18 protein-coding genes and 1 riboswitch are annotated in these 20,404 nt (G+C 57.3%); of the genes, 12 read left to right on the forward strand and 6 right to left on the reverse strand.

Translation table 11 applies throughout. The features are described from left to right. The first annotated feature begins 236 nt into the window (after window positions 1–236). Genes msbA through hldE form a run of 4 tightly spaced genes read left to right on the forward strand, consistent with a single transcriptional unit; the run spans window position 237 to window position 5,887 of the window. Window positions 237–2,066 carry a lipid A export permease/ATP-binding protein MsbA gene (gene msbA, locus B3729_RS15610; RefSeq protein WP_286788325.1) on the forward strand — a complete coding sequence of 610 codons (1,830 nt, stop codon included), beginning with the start codon at window positions 237–239 and terminating at the stop codon, window positions 2,064–2,066. Continuing rightward, window positions 2,063–2,962 (forward strand): GNAT family N-acetyltransferase, encoded by a 900-nt coding sequence (locus B3729_RS15615; RefSeq protein ID WP_286788326.1) that lies wholly within the window; start codon window positions 2,063–2,065, stop codon window positions 2,960–2,962. The genes msbA and B3729_RS15615 overlap by 4 nt, the downstream gene beginning before the upstream one ends. After that, window positions 2,962–4,410 carry a PIG-L deacetylase family protein gene (locus B3729_RS15620; RefSeq protein ID WP_286788327.1) on the forward strand — a complete coding sequence of 483 codons (1,449 nt, stop codon included), beginning with the start codon at window positions 2,962–2,964 and terminating at the stop codon, window positions 4,408–4,410. Before B3729_RS15615 ends, B3729_RS15620 begins: the two co-directional genes overlap by 1 nt. Before the next feature lie 49 nt (window positions 4,411–4,459). After that, window positions 4,460–5,887, forward strand: coding sequence for a bifunctional D-glycero-beta-D-manno-heptose-7-phosphate kinase/D-glycero-beta-D-manno-heptose 1-phosphate adenylyltransferase HldE (hldE, locus tag B3729_RS15625; RefSeq protein WP_219650766.1), 1,428 nt, complete (start codon window positions 4,460–4,462; stop codon window positions 5,885–5,887). 15 nt (window positions 5,888–5,902) lie between these two features. Here hldE and B3729_RS15630 read toward each other — a convergent pair whose 3' ends face one another. The 4 genes from B3729_RS15630 to B3729_RS15645 form a co-directional block, all read right to left on the reverse strand. After that, the gene (locus B3729_RS15630; protein WP_010797070.1) at window positions 5,903–6,796 is read right to left on the reverse strand and encodes a hypothetical protein; all 894 of its coding nucleotides are present in this window, start codon (window positions 6,794–6,796) and stop codon (window positions 5,903–5,905) included. A gap of 41 nt (window positions 6,797–6,837) precedes the next feature. Further along, window positions 6,838–7,647, reverse strand: coding sequence for an aldo/keto reductase (locus B3729_RS15635; RefSeq protein WP_286788328.1), 810 nt, complete (start codon window positions 7,645–7,647; stop codon window positions 6,838–6,840). Beyond that, entirely contained in the window at window positions 7,644–8,819 is a 1,176-nt protein-coding gene (locus tag B3729_RS15640; RefSeq protein ID WP_286788329.1) for an NAD(P)/FAD-dependent oxidoreductase, read from the reverse strand. The genes B3729_RS15635 and B3729_RS15640 overlap by 4 nt, the downstream gene beginning before the upstream one ends. 66 nt (window positions 8,820–8,885) lie before the next feature. Continuing rightward, a complete protein-coding gene (locus B3729_RS15645; protein ID WP_239381906.1) occupies window positions 8,886–9,218 on the reverse strand; it encodes a DMT family transporter in 333 nt (110 codons plus the stop codon). Between the two features lie 84 nt (window positions 9,219–9,302). On the opposite strand from B3729_RS15645, the gene B3729_RS15650 reads away from it, so the two are divergent. Beyond that, window positions 9,303–10,187, forward strand: a complete 885-nt coding sequence (locus tag B3729_RS15650) for a LysR family transcriptional regulator (RefSeq protein ID WP_286788330.1) — start codon at window positions 9,303–9,305, stop codon at window positions 10,185–10,187. A gap of 69 nt (window positions 10,188–10,256) precedes the next feature. Next, the gene (gene waaA, locus B3729_RS15655) at window positions 10,257–11,534 is read left to right on the forward strand and encodes a lipid IV(A) 3-deoxy-D-manno-octulosonic acid transferase (RefSeq protein ID WP_286788331.1); all 1,278 of its coding nucleotides are present in this window, start codon (window positions 10,257–10,259) and stop codon (window positions 11,532–11,534) included. On the opposite strand, the gene B3729_RS15660 is transcribed toward waaA, so the two are convergent. Then, window positions 11,523–12,983, reverse strand: a complete 1,461-nt coding sequence (locus B3729_RS15660; protein WP_219650757.1) for a TolC family outer membrane protein — start codon at window positions 12,981–12,983, stop codon at window positions 11,523–11,525. The two genes, waaA and B3729_RS15660, sit on opposite strands and share 12 nt — an antisense overlap. A 117-nt stretch (window positions 12,984–13,100) precedes the next feature. After that, window positions 13,101–13,228, forward strand: a riboswitch (TPP riboswitch). 82 nt (window positions 13,229–13,310) lie between these two features. On the opposite strand from B3729_RS15660, the gene thiC reads away from it, so the two are divergent. Together thiC and cytX are read left to right on the forward strand one after the other, a co-directional pair. Further along, on the forward strand, window positions 13,311–15,188 hold the full coding sequence (gene thiC, locus B3729_RS15665) for a phosphomethylpyrimidine synthase ThiC (RefSeq protein WP_286788332.1): 1,878 nt from the start codon (window positions 13,311–13,313) through the stop codon (window positions 15,186–15,188). A 113-nt stretch (window positions 15,189–15,301) separates the two neighbouring features. After that, on the forward strand, window positions 15,302–16,573 hold the full coding sequence (gene cytX / locus B3729_RS15670; RefSeq protein WP_286788333.1) for a putative hydroxymethylpyrimidine transporter CytX: 1,272 nt from the start codon (window positions 15,302–15,304) through the stop codon (window positions 16,571–16,573). A gap of 41 nt (window positions 16,574–16,614) precedes the next feature. Here cytX and B3729_RS15675 read toward each other — a convergent pair whose 3' ends face one another. Continuing rightward, window positions 16,615–17,364 (reverse strand): RsiV family protein, encoded by a 750-nt coding sequence (locus tag B3729_RS15675; RefSeq protein WP_026003706.1) that lies wholly within the window; start codon window positions 17,362–17,364, stop codon window positions 16,615–16,617. A 195-nt stretch (window positions 17,365–17,559) separates the two neighbouring features. Here B3729_RS15675 and B3729_RS15680 point away from each other — a divergent pair, with 195 nt between their 5' ends. The 4 genes from B3729_RS15680 (at window position 17,560) to B3729_RS15695 (ending at window position 20,399) form a co-directional block, all read left to right on the forward strand. Continuing rightward, entirely contained in the window at window positions 17,560–18,180 is a 621-nt protein-coding gene (locus B3729_RS15680; protein ID WP_010797080.1) for an NUDIX domain-containing protein, read from the forward strand. Next, the gene (locus B3729_RS15685; RefSeq protein ID WP_010797081.1) at window positions 18,171–18,626 is read left to right on the forward strand and encodes a DUF1249 domain-containing protein; all 456 of its coding nucleotides are present in this window, start codon (window positions 18,171–18,173) and stop codon (window positions 18,624–18,626) included. Before B3729_RS15680 ends, B3729_RS15685 begins: the two co-directional genes overlap by 10 nt. A gap of 280 nt (window positions 18,627–18,906) precedes the next feature. Continuing rightward, window positions 18,907–19,722 carry a 3',5'-cyclic-AMP phosphodiesterase gene (gene cpdA / locus B3729_RS15690; protein WP_125887227.1) on the forward strand — a complete coding sequence of 272 codons (816 nt, stop codon included), beginning with the start codon at window positions 18,907–18,909 and terminating at the stop codon, window positions 19,720–19,722. A 68-nt stretch (window positions 19,723–19,790) separates the two neighbouring features. Continuing rightward, window positions 19,791–20,399, forward strand: coding sequence for a YqiA/YcfP family alpha/beta fold hydrolase (locus B3729_RS15695; protein ID WP_019364033.1), 609 nt, complete (start codon window positions 19,791–19,793; stop codon window positions 20,397–20,399). The last annotated feature ends 5 nt before the right edge of the window (window positions 20,400–20,404 follow it).

The raw sequence follows: 20,404 nt of genomic DNA on the forward strand, positions 1-20,404 counted from the left end.
TCAAATCTGGGACGTGCATCTTAACTCATCTTCTAGTGATGCCTAGCCGCAATGAAGGTAAGGAAATCGCAAGAAGTCCAAGAGGCTGTGTCATGTAAGGTATTGGTATCTCATGCCAATACTATCGATCTTATTACGTACCGGTGCTCCTATTTGGAGTACTACCATGTTCGTTTCTGGTATGCAGAGTTGGACGTGATAATATCGGCCGTTTACTCAAGACAGTTATTTCAATCATGCAGACGACTCCTACGTCCCCGCGTGCAGAGCATTCAAGTCTCAAAATCTATCTACGCCTCTTGGGCTATGTGCGTCCCTACATCGGACAGTTTGCCCTCAGTATCGTAGGCTTTCTGATCTTTGCCTCGACTCAGCCCATGCTGGCCGGAATTCTCAAATATTTCGTCGATGGCCTGAACAACCCGAACGCGTCGATGTTTCCTGGCTGGCCTGTTATCGGCGAGCTGCATCTGCTGCAGGCTGTTCCGCTTCTCATTATCCTGATTGCTGCCTGGCAGGGCATCGGCTCGTTTCTGGGCAACTATTTTATTGCAAAGGTTTCGCTGGGGTTGGTTCACGATCTTCGCGTAGCACTGTTCAATCATCTGTTGATACTGCCCAACCGGTATTTCGACGCGAACAACTCTGGTCACCTGATCTCTCGTATCACCTTCAACGTCACCATGGTAACTGGCGCAGCGACTGATGCGATTAAGGTGGTGATCCGAGAGGGGATGACGGTAGTGTTCCTGTTCGCATCCCTGCTATGGATGAACTGGAAATTAACCCTCGTGATGCTGGCTATCCTGCCTATTATTGCCATGATGGTGACATCCGCCAGTCGCAAGTTTCGCAAGCAGAGCAAGAAAATCCAGTCGGCCATGGGAGATGTCACCCATGTAACTTCCGAGGCCATTCAGGGCTACCGCGTGGTTCGCAGCTTTGGTGGTGAGGCGTACGAGCGTAAGCGGTTCTTCGAGGCCAGCGAAAGCAATACTCAAAAGCAGCTGACCATGAACAGAACCGGTGCGGTTTATACGCCGATGTTGCAGCTGCTGATCTATACCGCTATGGCTGCCTTGATGTTCCTGGTGCTTTATCTTCGTGGTGATTCATCGGCCGGTGATCTGGTCGCCTACATCACCATGGCGGGATTGTTGCCTAAACCCATTCGCCAGTTATCCGAGGTGAGCTCGACGATCCAGCGTGGCGTCGCAGGTGCTGAAAGCATTTTCGAGCAGTTGGATGAAGTCTCGGAAGTGGACGAAGGAACTGAAGAGCGAGCTCGAGCGCAAGGGCGTCTGGAAGTCAGGAATCTGAACTTCACCTATCCCGGTACCGAAAAGCCGGTTCTGGACGATATCTCGTTCGTGGCGGAACCTGGACAGATGGTGGCGCTGGTAGGACGCTCGGGCAGCGGAAAGTCGACACTGGCCAACTTGATTCCCCGTTTCTATCAGCACACGCAGGGCCAGATTCTGCTGGATGATCTGGACATCCAGCGTTATCGGTTGCCCAATCTGCGTCGGCACATTGCTCTAGTGACACAGCAGGTCACGCTGTTCAACGACACGGTCACCAATAATATTGCTTATGGTGATCTGGCTGGTGCGCCATTCGAGCAGGTGCTCGAAGCTGCCAAGGCCGCCTATGCCGACGAATTCATCCAGCGTTTGCCTGAGGGTTATGAAACACTGGTCGGTGAGAACGGTGTACTGCTTTCGGGCGGTCAGCGTCAGCGTCTGGCCATTGCACGGGCGCTTTTGAAGAATGCGCCCCTGCTGATCCTGGATGAAGCCACCTCTGCATTGGATACCGAATCCGAGCGGCATATCCAGGCGGCGCTGGACAGGGTTATGACTGGCCGAACCACCTTGGTGATTGCGCACCGGCTGAGCACCATTGAAAAGGCCGATCTGATTCTAGTCATGGATCAGGGGCGTATCGTGGAACGTGGTACGCATGCCGAGCTATTGGCGCAGAATGGCTATTATGCCCGCCTGCATAACAGTCAGGTTGAAAAAGGCGCAACGACACTCGATGAAGAAGGCACACACGTTTCATGATGGGGTTGTTTAGGGCGTGGCGTGAGCGGGGCTGGGTTGAGATTGATGCGCCAGCCTATGCCCGGGCGTGGCAAACATGGGGAGGCAGTGTTGCCACCCATCCAGAGATCGTTGCACGCCTGTCTGATCTGGTTGGGCTTCCGGTCCGCTATCTGGGATGGCCAGCCAGCGGCGAGCTGCAGATGGCGGTAGCGTGCTGGGATGGGCACATTGCGCTGTCTCGCGATGTGCTCAAGCGCAAGGGTAGACGTGATTACTTCGACCTGGGGAACGCAGAAATCATTCTGCCAGCTCAGGAGAATGCTCAGGCTCCGCTGCGCCAGAAGGCCCGGTATTTATCTTCGCTAAGTGCCGCGCATATCTCGACTGCACGTCAGCAAAAAGAATGTCTGGCAATTGCACGTGCGCCGGAGGAGCTTTCAAAGAAGTTTCGTTACAACCAGCGCCGCGAGTTGCGTCTGCTGGAAGAGGCGGGTGGGCAGGTTCGGCCTGTCAGTGACTTCACACCAGCAGAACTGGCAGCGTTCTATGCCGATCTGTTCGAGCGCCGTTGGGCCTTCGAGGTACCTGCCAAAGCTCATCTGGCTGACGTCTTCTCCTTATTACGCGAATTCATGATGGGTTCCGTTATCTTTCTGGACGATGCTCCAGCTGCCATTCAGGTGCTTTACCGTGTCGAATCCCCTCGGTGGATCAGTGTTGAATACGTTAATGGTGGTGTGGCGCCGGAGAGCCGGGATTTCAGTCCGGGCAGTGTACTGAGCTTCCTCAATACCCAGGCGGCCTGGGAGGAGGCGCGTGCACTAGGTAAGGACCTGCGCTTTTCGTTTGGCCGTGCGGATCGTGAGTACAAGGATCGCTGGTGCAACCGAGTGCCGGTCCACGAGGTGACGTGATGAGTGCGCGTAAACAAAGGTTACTCAAGCGGCACCGGCGCCATAAGCGGATCGCACTAGGTATCATTGCGTTGTTTCTGCTTGCTCTGCTCGGTGCTGCGTTTGTACAGGTGCTGCCTTGGTGGCTGGTACCTCTTGCGATAGTGGCTGTCTGGATTGTTCATGAGGCCTGGTTCGCGGATCATCTGTTCTATGCGCCACATGATGATTACCGGTATGACTTTCCTGAGAGCAGTGTACGCCTGCCGGTTGAGATCACGGACAACGTCTTGACGTTGAAAGGGTATGAGCTTTCAGATGAGTTGCAATCCCTGGTATTGGAATGCGAAATCAAGGCAGGCTTTTTAGGCCGCTTGTTCGACCCTTATGTTGTGATTCGCGCTGGTAGCCAGGAGGATCGTCAGGATTTCGAGCGGGGCGTGCAAGGTCGCCGCTACCTTAACCTGTCAGGCTTTTCCGAGGCCTTGCGTGAAGGGCGAGTATCTGTCCGGGGCCGTTTTTGCCGGGTCGTTGGTCCTGTGACACTGCATGGGTTTTCCAATCCAGATTATGCCTCCAAACGTGTAATGGTAATTGCGCCCCATGCGGACGATGCGGAGTTGGCCGCGTTCGGCCTCTATAGTGGTTGCGCCGAAGCTTCGATTGTTACCTTGACGCAAGGAGAGATCGAGGCCGAGTACTATGAGCGACTTGGCCTCAGTACTGCTGAAGCAGCCAGGCTCAAAGGACGCTTGCGGGCATGGGATAGCTTGGCTGTACCGCTATGGGGCGGTGTACCCATGACGCGTTGCGTTCAGCTGGGCTATTTTTGCCTTCAGCTACCGGCCATGTATGCTGCGCCAGAGCAGGGGTTTGGCTCACGCGATTCTGGTGATGTGGATATCCGTCCGGTGCGGCGCTTTAATCCGTTGCGTCTTCCGGGTGACACGGACGGACAGCCCTCCTGGAATAACCTGGTTGCCGACCTGGTTGCGCTCATCGAACATTTTCAGCCGGAAGTGATGGTGTTTCCCCATCCCCAGCTGGACCCTCATGCGGACCATGTTCAGGCAGCCCAGGCGGTAGAGGAGGCCATCCAGTTCAGTAGCTGGAAGCCAGATACGGCGTTGCTTTATGCTAACCACCTGCACGACAACGACCGCTGGCCGATGGGGCCATCAGGTAACGGTATCGCCTTGCCGCCGGCTATCGAGCCTTTGCCGGCACTGCCTGTATGGAGCCCACTGTTAAGTGCGCAAACTCAGCTCGATAAGGCCATGGCGCTGGGCATGCAGCATGATCTGCTTGTTCCGCCACCACTCAAGAAACGTTTGCGCCGACTGCTTCAGTCTGTTTTGACAGGGCGTCAATGGCCAGTGACGGGAGAGGACGAATTCTTCCGCAAAGCCGTTCGCCGTCATGAGCTGTTTTTCGTAAAAGATCTGAGGCATGGGCCGCTCGGGGACTGATTTAACCCTGTGGTATCATCGCCGCCGTTTTGACGTTTGGAGTCTTTCCATGAAGCTGACCATGCCCCGTTTTGATCAAGCCCCCGTGCTCGTGGTCGGCGATGTCATGCTCGATCGTTATTGGCATGGTGCAACGTCGCGAATCTCGCCCGAGGCGCCTGTGCCTGTCGTACGGGTTGATCAGAATGAAGATCGCCCCGGTGGTGCTGCCAACGTGGCGCTCAATATTGCTGCCTTGGGGGCACCGGCTTATCTGGTCGGTGTAACAGGCCAGGACGAGGCCGCCGACGCCTTGGCTGACAGCCTGAAGGCCGCCAAGGTCGAGGCACGTTTTCAGCGTATTGCCGGACAGCCGACCATCGTCAAGCTGCGGATCATGAGCCGTCACCAGCAACTACTGCGTGTCGATTTTGAAGAATCATTCAAGACCGATACCCAAGCGTTAGCAGCAGATACGCGCTCCATGCTGGCAGGTGTAAAGGTGCTGGTCCTTTCCGACTACGGCAAAGGCGCGCTCAGAAATCATCAGGACCTGATCCAGCTGGCCCGTGCTCGCAATATTCCGGTACTGGCAGATCCCAAAGGCAAGGATTTTTCGATCTACCGGGGCGCCAGCCTGATTACGCCCAACTTAAGCGAGTTCGAGGCGATTGTAGGACCTTGCGCCGACGAAGCTGATCTGGTCGCCAAAGGCTGCAAACTGATCGCTGACCTGGAGCTGGGGGCACTGCTGGTAACTCGTGGTGAAAACGGGATGACGCTGCTGCGGCCTGATCAGCAGCCGTTCCATCTGCCCGCTCGTGCACGGGAGGTCTTCGATGTAACCGGCGCGGGCGATACCGTTATTTCGACTCTGGCGGCCGCGCTGGCTGCAGGCGAGGAGCTGCACAATGCGGTTGCTCTGGCGAACCTTGCTGCAGGTATTGTAGTGGGCAAGCTGGGCACTGCTGCAATCAGCGCTCCGGAGCTTCGCCGTGCGGTGCAGCGAGAGGAAGGCTCGGAGCGAGGGGTATTGGCTCTGGAGCAGTTGCAGGTTGCTATTGAGGATGCACGTGCCCATGGCGAGAAGATCGTTTTCACCAACGGCTGCTTCGATATCCTCCATGCTGGTCATGTAGCTTATCTTGAGCAGGCACGTGCATTGGGCGATCGCCTGATTGTAGCGGTGAACGATGACGCATCCGTAACCCGCCTGAAGGGGCCGGGCCGGCCTATCAATACTGTCGATCGTCGAATGGCGGTGTTGGCCGGCTTGGGCGCGGTGGATTGGGTCATTCCTTTCAGCGAAAGCACTCCCGAGGAGCTGCTCAAGCAGGTAAAGCCCGATGTACTGGTAAAGGGCGGAGATTACAAGAGCGTCGATGAGGTAGTAGGAGCACCCCTGGTTCAAGCCTATGGTGGTGAAGTAAAGGTACTGGGCGTCGTCGAAAACAGTTCAACTACCGCAATTGTCGAGCGAATTCGCGGAAGCTCCTGATAGAAACGACGTCCGTCAGGACGCCTTCTCCTTGACTGTGCCCAGGCGGCTCAGCCAATCCTGCCAGCGTACCCGTTCTTCATGCACGAGCCAGCCGCGCTGTTCGGCAAAGCTTTCCGAGAGCCATAGGCCTCGGGTGCTTACAGGCTGGCGTTGCCCCTCATGCAAGGTAAACAGCTCGCCGGTAGGGCGACCCTGATCCACTGCCAGCAGATAAATATCCGGGCGGCGCCTGTCCAGGCGTGCGATGAGCTGTCCATCCTCCACCTTGTCATCCACATGGAAAAGACTGGGCGTGCGGATATCCTTGGGTAGCTCCATCTGCATGTCATAGACCAGCTGCAGCGATGCGGTAGGCGTATGCACGTAAGCGCGTGGCCGCTCGATCAGCGCCAAACTGCCGCACTGGACAGGACGTGCGGCCCCAGTACGAGGGGTGAGGGTGAAATGGCCGTTTTCCCGGTACTTCAGTGCACCCTCGTAAGGCGTAGGCAACCAGGTATCGGTAAAACGGCCCTGTAGCCAACCGTCCGAGGTTTCAAACAGGCACTCTTCAGCCACTTCTTGAACGGCCGTAAGCAGTGGAAGGTTAAGCTCATGGGCAGGTACGTAACCAGATATCAGTTTCAGTACGGTATCGCCACGATCGACCCGCTTCTGACGGACCAACAGCCAATGATCATGCCCTTGCCAGTTCAGCGTGATCCTGACCGAAACGCCCAGGTTTGCCAGCTCAAGTGAAAAGCGTTGTTCATCTTCGACGACAATCGGACGGCGGCGCTCCAGCACCTCGTTGAAATTCAGGGGTTGGCCCAAGGCCTGGTAAACCAGCTTTTCCGGGCTGCCTTCAACCAGCAGCGGCAGGGTCTTGAATGCCTTGGGGTTCTGACGCGCAATGAGTTGAGGCATGGCAGACTCCTGAAATTGTTATCATGGATGCCCCGTGCGCGTTAACGTCTGGACTCGATCACGCTAGCAGCGACACGGACATTATGCGACAGGTGCAACGGATTGATGGTTCCGATGATAGCGCTGGCCACTCCTGGATGACCAAGTACCAGTTTAAAACTGGCCTGGACGGGGTCCACGCCACTCCCAAGACAGACATGTCCGCTGGCCAGCGCCTTTTTGATGAGAATCGCCTTGCCAATAGCGGTCGCATGGTCGATGACCGGCCGCTCGCTCCGCTCGTTGAGGTTGTACGTCACCATGGCGCAATCGCCTTTGTCGAGCGCCAGCAGGCCACCCTCTACTGTCTTGCCGGAAAGGCCGAAAGCGCGAATGGAGCCCTCGCGCTTGAGCGTCTCCAGGGTCGTGTAGACATCTGAGTGCTCCAGAATATCGAGATCGTGTCCGTTGGAGTGTACGAGTACCAAGTCAATGCAGTCGGTCCCCAATCGCCTCAGGCTGCGCTCGACAGAAAACCGAGTGTGCTGAGCACTGAAGTCGTGTCGTGATTGGCCGGACTCGAACTCTTCTCCCACTTTGCTGACGATAACCCAATTGTCGCGCTGCCCCTTGAGCAGCTTGCCTAGGCGCTCTTCGCTATGACCATAGGCGGGAGCAGTATCGATGAGGTTGATACCAAGCTCATGGGCAAGGGCCAGCAGGTCAGCGGCTTCACGGTCATCAGGAATCGTGAATCCATTGGGATATTTCACGCCCTGATCACGGCCCAGCTTTACGGTACCAAGCCCTAGAGGCGAAACCATAAGCCCAGTGGCGCCCAGGGGACGGTAGTAATCATGCAAAGTTTTCATGGCAGCAGCGTCTCCCAAACTGGGATACCCATCGGTGGCATAGGGTGCGGAGGAAGGGCGGGGTGCGTACCGGGGCGAATACCTTCTCGCTCAAGGGCCGCAAAGACTCGATCAGAAAAATCGGGCGCCAGGGCCAGTTTGGTTGGCCAGCCGACCAGCAGATGGCCGTGTTCCGCCACAAAGGCATTATCTGGACGGGCCATGCTGGATTGCGCCGGCTCTGCACGGTCTACCCGCAAGGTGGCCCACCGCGCCTGGGAGAGGTCTATCCAGGGCAGCAGCTTTTCCAGCTCATGACGAGCCACTGCAATCTGCTCGTCTTCTGAACGTGCTACACCTTCGGCTTCAGCCAGTTCACCTCCCAAGTACCAGACCCATTGCCCGTCAGCTGAGGGGTGTGTGGTCACTGTAATACGGGGCTTCGAACCGCCGCCCAGGCAGTGGGCATAGAGTGGTTTGAGTGTAGGCGCCTTGACCAGCACCATATGCAATGGGCGGCGCTGCATGGCCGGTTGCTCAAGGCCCAGGTCACGTAGCAGGGCTTCGGTGCCTCCGCCTGAGCTCAGTACTACTCGCTGAGCGCGGATAGGCTGGCCGTCCACGATCAGCCCCACCAGTTGCCCATCCTCAAGGATGGGGTCAAGGCGTTGTCCTTTCATCACGCTGTCACCTGCCAGCTCTGCCAGACGCGCAATGAGGCTCGGCACATCCAATACCACCTCTGCCAAGCGATAGGCCTTGCCCTTGAAGGCACGATCCTGCAGGGCAGGAGGCAGGTCCGATCCCTTGACGGGCTCGACTCGACCGCGAACGGCCTTGCTTGCAAAAAAGCTGGTGAGGTTGCCAGCGAGCGTGCCGGGAGACCAGAGATAATGTGCTTCCGAAAGGATGCGGACACCCTGCAGATCCAGCTCGCCCGTCCCGGCCAGGCTGTCGCGCCAGCGGCGAGGCATTTCGGCAATGGCCTCCGAGGCACCTGTCAGCGCGCCGTGCAAGGCATATTTGGCACCGCCATGGATAATGCCCTGGGACTTCATGCTTTGCCCGCCCCCCAGGGTGCCCGACTCGATCAGGATTGTGGCAAAACCCGCTCGGCGTAGACGGGCGTTCAGCCACAGGCCGGCAATGCCTCCGCCGACGATCAGAATATCGGTGCTCAGTGCTGGGCTCATGTGCAGGACTCTTTCAAAAACAGGCGTGCAGTATAACGTGAGGCGATTGCAGACGTAGGTCTTAGGTCAATGTCCTGTACTCTTTGAAAACAGTTGAATGACAATAACTCCCAGGATGATAAGACCCATGCCCAGTATGGCGGCCAGATCAAGTGTCTGCTTGTAGATGACGGCAGCCGCTATGCTGACCAACACGATTCCCATGCCTGACCAGATGGCATAGGCAATACCGACCGGAATAATCTTGACTACCTGAGAAAGAAGCCCAATGGCAACAGCGTAGCCAACGATAACCAGCACCAGCGGGAGCGGTTTGTTGAAGCCATCCAAAGCCTTCATTGCGGTCGTCGCAACGATTTCAGCCGCGATGGCAATAGCCAGATAAATGTAGCCGATCATAAGAAGCATCCTGATTGAAAACGCCCAGTCTAGTTTTTCTTGTGATGGGATAAAGTGATTACCTATCTGTAATGGAGATAGGTTATGCAGTGGAGCCTTGATCAGGTCTGTCTGTTTGTGAGTGTGGCCGAGACGTGTTCGTTCTCTGCAGCGGCTCGCCGGTTGGGGCGCGCCCAGTCAGCTATCAGTAGCGCAATTGCCTTGCTGGAAGCAGACCTTGGCGTCCTGCTGTTCGAGCGCAGTAGCGGACGACAGCCTCGCCTGACCGAGTCGGGACGGGCGCTGCTTGATGAGGCGCGGGAAATTCTAAGGCATTGTGAACGCCTCGAAAGTCGGGCGCTGGGGCTGACACAGGGCGAGGAAACTCGCTTGCGCTTGGCTCATGATGAAGCGATGCCGTATCAGCCTATCGTCAACAGCCTTGAGACCCTGGCAGCGACCTATCCTTTTCTGGATGTACAGCTTGCCAGTGGCGCCCAGGGAGAGGTTGCGCGAAAGCTGCTTGATCGCCGAGCTGACCTTGGACTCATGTTCCATCACGAGCACATGCCCGATGCCCTGGAGCGCAGGCGGCTTAGTCTGGTGGAGATGGTTACGGTGTGTGGGGCAGGTCATCCCTTAGCTCACTATGCTCGCATCACGCGTCAGCAACTGGCTCAGCACCGGCAGATTCTCATTGCGCCTTATCAGAGCGGTTACCCGGGCGGCGAGCCGATCAGTCCACACGTCTGGCGAGCCGACAGTTTCTATGTGACAGCAGAACTGGTCATGCGTGACATTGGTTGGGCCTGGCTGCCTCGTCATGTGGCCCGCTATCCTACTTACTTGAATCACTTGGTGGAGCTGGCCAGTGACTGGACGCCACCTCCGCTGGTAGTTGAGCTGGTCTGGCGGCGTGACGAGCCCCAGGGGCCTGCGGCGCGCTGGTTGGGTGAGCACTTTGCCGAGCAGCTGCAAGCCATTGGTTAAGGCCGTCCTAGGATCAACAGAGGGCTTTGCCATCGCCTTTCCATGCAAAGCGGGCTAAGCTCCGCCGCTATGAACAGAATTCTCTATAGCCTGCTTTTCTATATTGCCCTTCCTTTCATTGCCGTGCGCTTAGTGCTCCGCTCGCGTAAGGCGCCGCTCTATCGTCAGCGCATGGGGGAGCGGTTTTCCCTTGGCCTTCCGCCCATGCGGCCTGGTGGTCTTTGGATACATGCGGTTTCAGTGGGAGAAAGTATTGCCGCTGCGCCAATGGTACGGGCTCTGATCGAACGGCATCCCGATTTGCCCGTCACGGTAACTTGTATGACGCCTACCGGTTCAGAGCGAATTCGGGCGCTGTTTGGTGACCAGGTCCAGCATTGTTATCTACCTTATGATGTGCCCTGTGCAGTCGCACGATTTCTGGATCATGTACGACCGACGCTAGCTGTCATCATGGAGACCGAGCTCTGGCCCAACTATATCCATCAGTGCTCCTGTCGAGGGATTCCGGTAGCACTGGCCAATGCCCGCCTGTCTGCACGATCGGCAAAAGGATATGGTCGTCTGGAGGGTGTCACGCGCCCCATGCTGTCATCCATGGACTGGATCGCGGTCCAGACACCGGCGGAGGCCGAGCGGTTTATCTCGCTTGGGGCCCGGCCTGAGTGTGTCACTGTGACAGGATCCATCAAATTCGACCTGAGTATCGATCCGGCGCTGATTAGTCGTGCAGAGGTGTTGCGAGAAGCCTGGGGAGATCGCCCTGTCTGGATTGCAGCCAGTACCCATGCCGGCGAGGACGAGATTCTTCTGGCGGCCCATACGCGGTTACGCCAGCACTTGCCTGACGCGCTGATGATACTGGTGCCGCGTCATCCTGAGCGTTTCGATGATGTTTACAAGCATTGTCAGCAAAGCCAGTTGAGCACTGCGCGCCGCTCGAAGGACGAGCCGGTTGCTCACGACACGGCCGTTTACCTAGGCGATACGATGGGCGAGTTGCTCTTCTTATATGCCGCAGCGGATGTCGCTTTTGTAGGAGGTAGCCTGATCGAGCGGGGCGGGCATAATCTTCTGGAGCCGGCAGCCCTGGGTAAGCCGGTTCTTTCCGGACCGCATGTATTTAACTTTCTGGACATCGCGGCGCAACTGCGCGATGCGCAGGCCTTACGTGATGTAAGGAGCGCCGAGGATATTGCTGAGGCGCTCCAGCTGCTGCTGATGGATGAGCATGTAGCCGACCAGATGCGGCAGGGCGGACTGGCTGTACTCAAAGCCAACCAGGGCGCCTTGCAGCGCCTGCTGGATGGGCTGGATCGGTTGATCAGGCATTCGTCAGGGTCTTAACGAGGGCCGCTGCGTCATACTGATGGGTTTGGCCAGATCCGGAGGCAGGAAGTCACGGTCCGGATCGTAGTCAGGTTTCAAATAGCGCGACAGCTCAAGCAGGTCGTTCGGGCTCAGAAGGCCGGCTGACTGCTTCAGGCGCAGGTTATCCAGGATATAGTCATAGCGAGCATTGTTGTATTCACGAACGGCGTTATAGAGCTGGCGCTGTATGTCGAGTACATCAACGATACTGCGTGTGCCTACTTGATAAGCGATCTGGGTCGCTTCGAGAGCGCGCTGGCTGGACGCAATGTTCTGCTTGCGTGCCGCGATCTGTTCGACATCGGTGTTGATTGCACGATGATAATTGCGCGTATTTTGCACCACTTCACGGCGCATGCTCTCGCGCTGCTGCTCGCTCTGGTCCAGCCGCTGATAGGCTTCGCGTACCTGGGAGCTGGTCAGTCCGCCGGTATAAATAGGTACGTTTATCTGCACGCCTATGCTGCGCTGGCTGACGGGGCTGTCGAAAATATCGACACCCGGGTTGGGCAGGTTGAAAGCGTCATTGTCGCCGCGCTGGTAGCGCGCCACCGCATCTACGGTGGGTAAGTGTCCGGCCTTGCGCTGGCGCAAGGTTTCCTGCGCCGTGTCTACGGCTGAGTTGGAGGCCAGCAGCTGGAGGTTCTGCGCCACGGCGCGATCGACCCAGGCCTTGGCATCGTTGGGCATGGGTGGCAGGATCGGCAGATCGTGGCGAATACCTTCGAGCGCGTTGTACTCCCGGTTGGTCAGACGGACCAGCCCCTGAAAGGCATCCTGGACATTACGCGAAGCCAGAGAGCTGTTGGCCTTGGCTGTGTCATAACTGGCCTGGGCCTGGAGTACATCGGTCTCGTCCGTTAGCCCCACCTTGAACCGCTCCCGGGTCTGGTCGAGCTGACGGAACAGGGCTGCTTCCTCAGCCCTGGCTGTCGCCAAGGCATCCTGGGCACGCAAGGCGCTAAAATAGCCCTCCGCCGTTTGCAGGATCAGGTTCTGCTGGGCGGCTGAAAACTGGTACTCGGCCTGTTCCGTACCGGCCTTGGCTGCCTGGAGTTGAAACCAACGATCTGCCCGGAACAGCGGCTGGCTGAGGTTGGCCTGGATCATCTGACTGCTGCGATCACTCTTATATCGCCCCTCCGCAATCCCTAAGGTGTCGTTCTGCTTCAGTCCCAGACTCATATGGGTGTCATTGACTTGCGCGCCCAAGCTGAGCTGCGGTAGCAGGCCTGCGCGGGCTTGCGGAATGGCTTCCCGCTGCGCGGCAAGGCCGGCACGCTCGGCTGCCAGATCGGAGTTGTTGTTGAGGGCTTCCTGGTAAACCGCGACCAGTCCGTTCTGTGTAGTAGCCGACTCTGCTGGCTGAGCCATAACCAGGCTGCAGGCACAGCTCAGGGTTGAAAAGAGAACGATACGCAGCATGTGAGGTCCTGGCATAGCTTTCCATGTTGTAGGGCGAGTGTAGCCGTATCGGCCATACGAGAGAAAATATGCTGTGAAGTTTCCTGGCGGGTAACGCATTCTGTGTTTACACTGCAGACGTTCTTGTCGGGGTGCGTCATACGAAGCGCTGAGATCGGGTAGTCCCGGATCCCGTTGAACCTGATCGGGCTAGACTCGTCGCGTGCGACGTGCCAACCCGCGTAGGGAACAAGAGGTCTGTTCGCTCGAACAAACCACCTTGCAGGCATCCGCCTGTTCCTGTGTATCAGGTTCTTCCCCGGCACCGTGCCTACCAGGAGAGCCTCGATGAACAAGCAGAACAATGTCACCGATTTCACTCAGGTCGATCGCCAGTCCACCCAGCCGTTTCCCAACTCCCGAAAGGTCTACCTGACCGGCTCCCGGCCGGATATCCGCGTGCCGGTTCGTGAGATCCGTCTGGCTGACACGCCAACCGCGTTCGGCGGCGAGAAGAATGCGCCGGTATTTGTTTACGACACATCAGGCCCATATACAGACCCGGATGTACGCATCGATCTACGCAAGGGGCTGCCGGATGTTCGCTCGCGCTGGATCGATGAGCGTGGTGATACCGAGATTCTACCGGGGCTTTCCTCCGAGTTCGGGCGTGCTCGCCTGGATGACCCTGCGCTTGACGCCCTGCGGTTCGCCCATGTCCGGACCCCGCGCCGGGCCAAGGCAGGGCACAACGTCAGTCAGATGCATTACGCCAGGAAAGGCATCATCACGCCGGAAATGGAATACATTGCCATTCGCGAGAACATGAAGCTTCAGGAGGCTCGGGAGGCGGGTCTTTTGACGCAGCAACATGGCGGGCAAAGCTTTGGTGCTGCCATCCCGAAAGAAATTACCGCAGAGTTCGTCCGGGACGAAGTGGCCCGTGGCCGCGCCATTATCCCTGCAAACATCAACCATATTGAGCTGGAGCCGATGATCATCGGCCGCAACTTCCTGGTGAAGATCAACGGCAATATCGGTAACAGTGCGCTGGGGTCCTCAATCGAGGAAGAGGTGGAAAAACTGACCTGGGGCATCCGCTGGGGCGCTGATACGGTGATGGACCTGTCTACCGGGAAGCATATTCACGAGACGCGTGAGTGGATCCTGCGTAACAGTCCGGTTCCGATCGGGACGGTTCCAATCTATCAAGCGCTGGAAAAGGTCGGTGGTGTAGCTGAGGACCTGACTTGGGAGATCTTCCGCGACACGCTTATCGAGCAGGCCGAGCAGGGAGTGGACTACTTCACCATTCACGCGGGGGTACTGTTGCGCTACGTGCCGCTGACGGCCAAGCGCGTGACCGGTATCGTTTCGCGCGGCGGTTCAATCATGGCCAAGTGGTGTCTGGCGCATCACCAGGAGAACTTCCTGTATACGCATTTCGAAGAAATCTGCGAAATCATGAAGGCCTATGACGTCAGCTTCTCCCTGGGGGATGGCCTGCGGCCTGGCTCTATTGCGGATGCCAATGATGCCGCCCAGTTTGGTGAACTGGAAACGTTGGGAGAGCTGACCAAGCTGGCCTGGAAGCATGATGTCCAGTGCATGATCGAAGGTCCGGGCCATGTGCCGATGCAGCTGATCAAGGAAAACATGGACAAGCAGCTCGAATGCTGCGACGAGGCGCCGTTCTACACGCTTGGCCCCCTGACCACGGACATCGCCCCCGGCTATGACCACATTACCTCTGGTATCGGCGCCGCCATGATCGGTTGGTTCGGCTGTGCCATGCTGTGCTATGTCACGCCCAAGGAACACCTGGGCTTGCCCAACAAAGACGACGTCAAAACCGGCATCATCACTTATAAGATCGCTGCCCACGCCGCTGACCTCGCCAAGGGTCATCCTGGCGCCCAGATCCGCGATAACGCGCTAAGTAAGGCACGCTTCGAGTTTCGCTGGGAAGATCAGTTCAACCTGGGCCTGGACCCGGACACAGCGCGTGCTTTCCACGACGAGACCCTGCCCAAGGACTCTGCCAAGGTGGCGCACTTCTGCTCGATGTGCGGGCCCAAGTTCTGCTCCATGAAGATCACTCAGGAAGTGCGTGATTACGCCAAGGAGAATGGATTGACCGATGAGAAAAGAGCCATCGAAGCCGGGTTTCAGGAGCAGGCAGCACGGTTCAAGGAAGAGGGCAGTGTGATTTACAAGCAGGTTTAACGCGAGGGTTGTTGTGTAGTGCTAAGCCGCGTCCCTGGGCGCGGCTTCTTGTTATGTTCAGGGCGACTTAAAAAGTGCGCCTGTCCCGTTGACTACCCGAGATATCGTTTATCGTGAGTACGACCAGCACCTATTCACCCGACATCGTGGTGCCTGACGCACGCCGTGTATTAGGCGGACGTGATTTCTTTTCCCTGTGGTTTTCGCTCAGCGTCGGGCTCATGGTGGTTCAGACCGGGGCGCTTCTGGCTCCCGGACTTGGCCTTGCCCAAGGCTGGCTTACGATTCTATGTGGTTCGGTTGCCGGCTCACTGCTCCTGGCCGTTGTTGGGACCATCGGGAGCCGCACCGGCCTTTCAGCCATGTCGGCGCTCAAGCTGAACCTTGGGCGCTACGGTGCGGTAGTTCCTGCCGTACTGAACATCCTGCAGCTGGTAGGATGGGGCAGCTTCGAGCTGGTGGTTATGAGAGATGCAGCCCTTCTCCTAACGGATCGTTACCTGGGGGCGGGTGGCTGGCTAGCCAATCCGGTCTTCTGGACGTTGATATTCGGCTTACTGGTCACGACTCTGGCGGTCGCCGGTCCGCTTACCTTCGTTCGCCGCATTCTGCGTCGCTGGGGTATTTGGCTGCTCCTGGCCGCCTGCATTTGGCTGACCTGGAATTTCTTCTCCAAGGCAGATCTGGCTGCGCTGTGGGCGCGTCCTGGTGATGGATCACTGAATTTTGCAGCCGGATTCGATATTGCTATCGCCATGCCGCTGTCCTGGTTACCACTGATTGCCGACTATGCTCGGTTTGGGCGCGGGCAGGCTGGCGTGTTTGGCGGCACGGCCATTGGTTACTGCCTGGGCAACTTCTGGCTGATGGGACTGGGCGTGGCCTATACCCTGGCTTTCGCTGATGCAAGCCAGACCAATGCTCTATTACTGGCCCTGGCGGGCGCAGGCGTAGGCATACCCCTGCTGCTGATCCTGCTGGATGAGTCGGAAAATACATTTGCGGCTATTCATTCAGCTGCTGTGTCTTCCGGCATTTTGGTTCGGCTCAAGGTCGAGCATCTGTCACTGGCTTTCGGCGTGCTGTGTACACTCATCGCGTGGCAGGTTGCCCTGGCTGAATACGAGCACTTTCTACTGCTCATCGGGTCGGTATTCGCCCCACTCTTTGGCGTGGTACTGGTCGACCATTTTATCCTTCGTACCCAGCACGCCGATCATGTAGCCATGACGACGCTGCGCTGGGACACCCTCATCGCCTGGGGCTGCGGTGTAGCGATCTATCATCTGCTTGCTGCTTTCTGGCCCGTACTGGGGGCAACCCTGCCGGCGCTGATCCTGGCGGGTCTACTTCAGTTGGCGCTGGGGAGACTGATTGCACGGTAGGAAACGCTAGCCTGGCGATTCGCATCGCCAGGCTAGCAGGCTTACAGCGCGCGGCGGCCTGGAAAGTATTCAGGGCGCACGATGCCGTTCAGCTTGGGATAGGGGATCTTGATAAGCGGATGGCCCATGGAGTAGGGCGCAATGCTGGTGACATCATACTTCAGCGTGACGGCACCGAAATCCAGTGCAATGTTGGATGTCTTGACGAAGGGCCATTCTTTCTCGAAGGCACCGTCGTCCTTGAGTCCGTTGGCTATCAGCCATGCCTGGTGGGCGGTTTTGGCTACATCCCAGAAAGCCTGTTCCTGTCCTGGCACCAGGATGTCCTGAAGCGTCAGGACTTTCTTTTGCTGACGATCATAATTGATGATGCTGCGGCCCGGCTGGCCGTGGGCACCGCCTGTGTCCAGATAGGATGACAGCTCGACAATCACCAGCCCATCATGCTGCTCGCGTATGTTGGCCTGCAGGTAACTGCTCCAGCGCGGCTGCGCATTGCGCAGGAAGTCCTGCTCGTAAGCGTCCAGCGACTGTGCTACCGGGGCTCCCGGTTCCGGTCGGGTTTCCTCAAGCAAGGCTTGCTCGATGATCGCATTAAGGTGTTCATCGTCGAACTTCAGCGTATCGACATTGACGAAGGGGCAGTCAGCATTGGCGCAGCCCGCCGGACGGTGCTCCCACGCCACACGCTTGGGCTTGAGCGGTTCGTTCAGGTCAGGCTTGAAAAAGCTTTGGCAGGCACTCAATAAAACGGCCGCGCTGGCGATAACGAGTAGTTTGGACAGTCGCATGGGGCTCCTTGGTAGGTAGAGGGGCTGTGCTCAGGATGTGCTTCGAGTGCATCCGGTGCAATGAGTTCGGCATCAAACCGTTCAGTCATCCGCATATCTTCCTGTCTTCCGGACGGTACTGCCAAGGGGCTGCATCCTTCAAGCGGTCACGCTAGGATGGCGCGATTGTCACGACTGAAGTCTGGAGAGGCTTAGATGAGCGAAAACGTAAAGTCAGCCCCAGGCGACTTCGAAATTGAGCGCCGCGAAGAGTGTTTCAAAGGGTTTTATCGCGTAGACCGTCTATATTTACGGCATCGGTTGTTTTCCGGCGAAATGGGTCGCCGGTTGGATCGGGAGCTTTTTGTTCGGCACGATGCGGTCTGCGTACTGCCCTACGATCCCAAGCGGGATAAGGTAGTGCTGGTAGAGCAGTTCAGGGTTGGGGCCATCGATAAAAGTGATAATCCGTGGCTGCTTGAGCCGATAGCCGGGCTGATCGACAAGAGCCATGAGGTGCCCGAAGAGGTCGCTCATCGCGAAGCGCAAGAAGAGGCTGGTCTGGCCTTGCAATCGCTATGGCCCATCTCCACTTACTTCCCCTCTCCAGGTGGCAGTGACGAGCTGGTGCATCTCTTCCTGGCCCGTGTGGACAGCGACGAGGCTGGCGGTGTGCACGGCTTGCCTGAAGAAGGGGAAGATATTCGTGTTCACGTCATGCCTTTTGAGGATGCGCTGGACGCCGTCAAGAATGGAAAAATCAATAACGCAGCGGCAATGATTGCCTTGCAATGGCTGGCGCTCAATCGCGCCGAGGTACGTGGTTTATGGGTTTGAAAGGGCGGGATCGCTACCGAGTTGACTTGCCGGGGCTGCAGGCCACGTGCGAGTCCAACTATCTGCGACTGATGCAGCTTCTTCCCAAGATGCGCGAGGCACTGATTTCCCGTCGTGTGGCGCTTTCGCAGGGAGAAAAGCTGTTGGGCATACTGGCCTTGGAAGTGACCGAGGCGTGTCCATATACAACAACACTGCAGGTCAGCCAGGAGCTTGGGCTTCCCTGGTTGCCTGTGCCCAGGCTTGAAGTGCGTGTTTACCATGATGCACGCATGGCAGAGGTCATCAGCGCGGGGCCGACCCGCCGGTTACAGGCAATCTATCCGTATCCGAACGAGCTGATGAACCATCCTGACGAAAAGACGCAGCTGAATTTGTTTCTAGGCGAATGGTTGAGCCACTGCATGGCATGCGGACACGAGTCCGAACCTGTCCTGCAACGCTGATTACCGCTTTGTCCTCCGGCGCGCGTGTCTCGCCGCCATAGAAACTCCCAGCCACGGATCGATACGCAAATAATGGCTTTGTGCTAGCATTTAATTTGATGCTGCTACCGTCGCCTGCTGCCGTAAAACGACCTTTTGTCGCTGCGTGATGTAATACCTTGTCAAACAGGGGTCGGCATACAGTTCATCGGTTACAAGTGTGAACTGTGCACCATCTGTTAGGTGCGCTTACATGCACTCTCTACACTTTGATTTGTTGTAGACGCCGCGATTCAAGGAGATGGCTTTGGCTACGTCGCCAGATTTCCTCGCTGCACCGCTTGTGGTCCAGCTTACCGATAGTCACCTGTTTTCCTCTCCCGAGGGGCGCCTGTTGGGGTTGGATACCCGCTATAGCCTGGAACAGGTTGTAGAGCGCGTACGAGCCGAGCAGCCGACGATAGACCTGATACTGGCCAGCGGAGACCTGGCACAGGAAAGTACGCCCGAGGCCTACCAGTCCTTCAAGGAGCTTACGGCTTGCCTTGATGCGCCTGCCCGCTGGTTGCCGGGCAACCATGACAAGGTCAAGGTAATGCAAACCTTCTGTGCCGGAACAGACCTCATGGACCCCGTGCTCGATATGGGGCAGTGGCGGCTGATCATGCTGGATTCGACTATTAATGGTGCCGTGCCCGGGCGGTTCGACCAGGAGCAGCTCGAGCTGCTCGAAAAGGCACTGAGCGAAGCACCGGATCGACACGTGCTGGTGTCTTTCCATCACCACCCTGTTCAGGTGGGCTGCCAGTGGATGGAGCCGTTAGGGGTTCTCAATCCTGAGGCGCTTTTTGAAGTGCTGGATCGGTATTCGCAGGTGCGCGTCATTCTCTGGGGCCATATCCATCAGGAATTCGATCAGATACGTAACGGCGTACGCCTGTTGGCATCACCGTCAACAGGGCTGCAGTTTGAGCCGAACAGCATTGATTTCAAAGTGGGCATGCAAGCCCCGGGCTACCGCTGGCTCAGGCTATTACCGGACGGTACGATTGAAACCGGCATCTCGCGGGTAGAAGGTGTGGATTTCAATGTGGATTTCCAGGGCAGTGGTTATTAGCCGATAGGCCTTCAAGAGGAGGCAAAAAAAGGTTAATATAGCACTGGTTATTTATACAGGATTAACCAGTGCCTTCTGTACTGTATATCCACGGCTTCAATAGCTCGTCGGCTTCCCTCAAAGCCCGCCAGCTCCATGCCTGCATGCAGCGGCTCGGCCTGCAGGGGTGCGTTCGCGTGCCTGATCTTCATTATGACCCTGTCATTGCCATGTCTCAGCTTGAGACATCTCTGGCTGCTTTGGGCCAGCCTTTACTGGTCGGCAGTTCATTAGGCGGCTACTATGCCACCGTTCTTGCCGAGCGTTATGGCCTGAAGGCCCTACTGGTTAATCCGGCAGTGCGCCCCTGGCGTTTGATCGATGCTTATCGGGGGCCGCAGAAAAACTATTACAGCGGTGAGGAGTGGGTATTGACGGACGCTCACGTTGACGCGCTGGCGGCGCTCGATGTGGGCGCGCCTCAGGATCCTTCCCGCTACCAGGTGTGGCTGCAGACGGCTGACGAGACGCTCGACTATCGCGACGCCCAGGCGCTTTATCAAGGATGTGCATTGCGCATCGAAGCGGGTGGAGACCATGGTTTCCAGAACTTCGCTGAAAAGCTGCCTTCGCTATTGTCCTTTGCCGGTTTCTCGCCTGTCTTGTGGCATGGCATCGATTTTTCGACTTTCAAATAGAGATT

The sequence above is a fragment of the Pseudomonas sp. UBA3149 genome (assembly GCF_002364655.1).
Taxonomy (GTDB): domain Bacteria; phylum Pseudomonadota; class Gammaproteobacteria; order Pseudomonadales; family Pseudomonadaceae; genus Chryseomonas; species Chryseomonas luteola.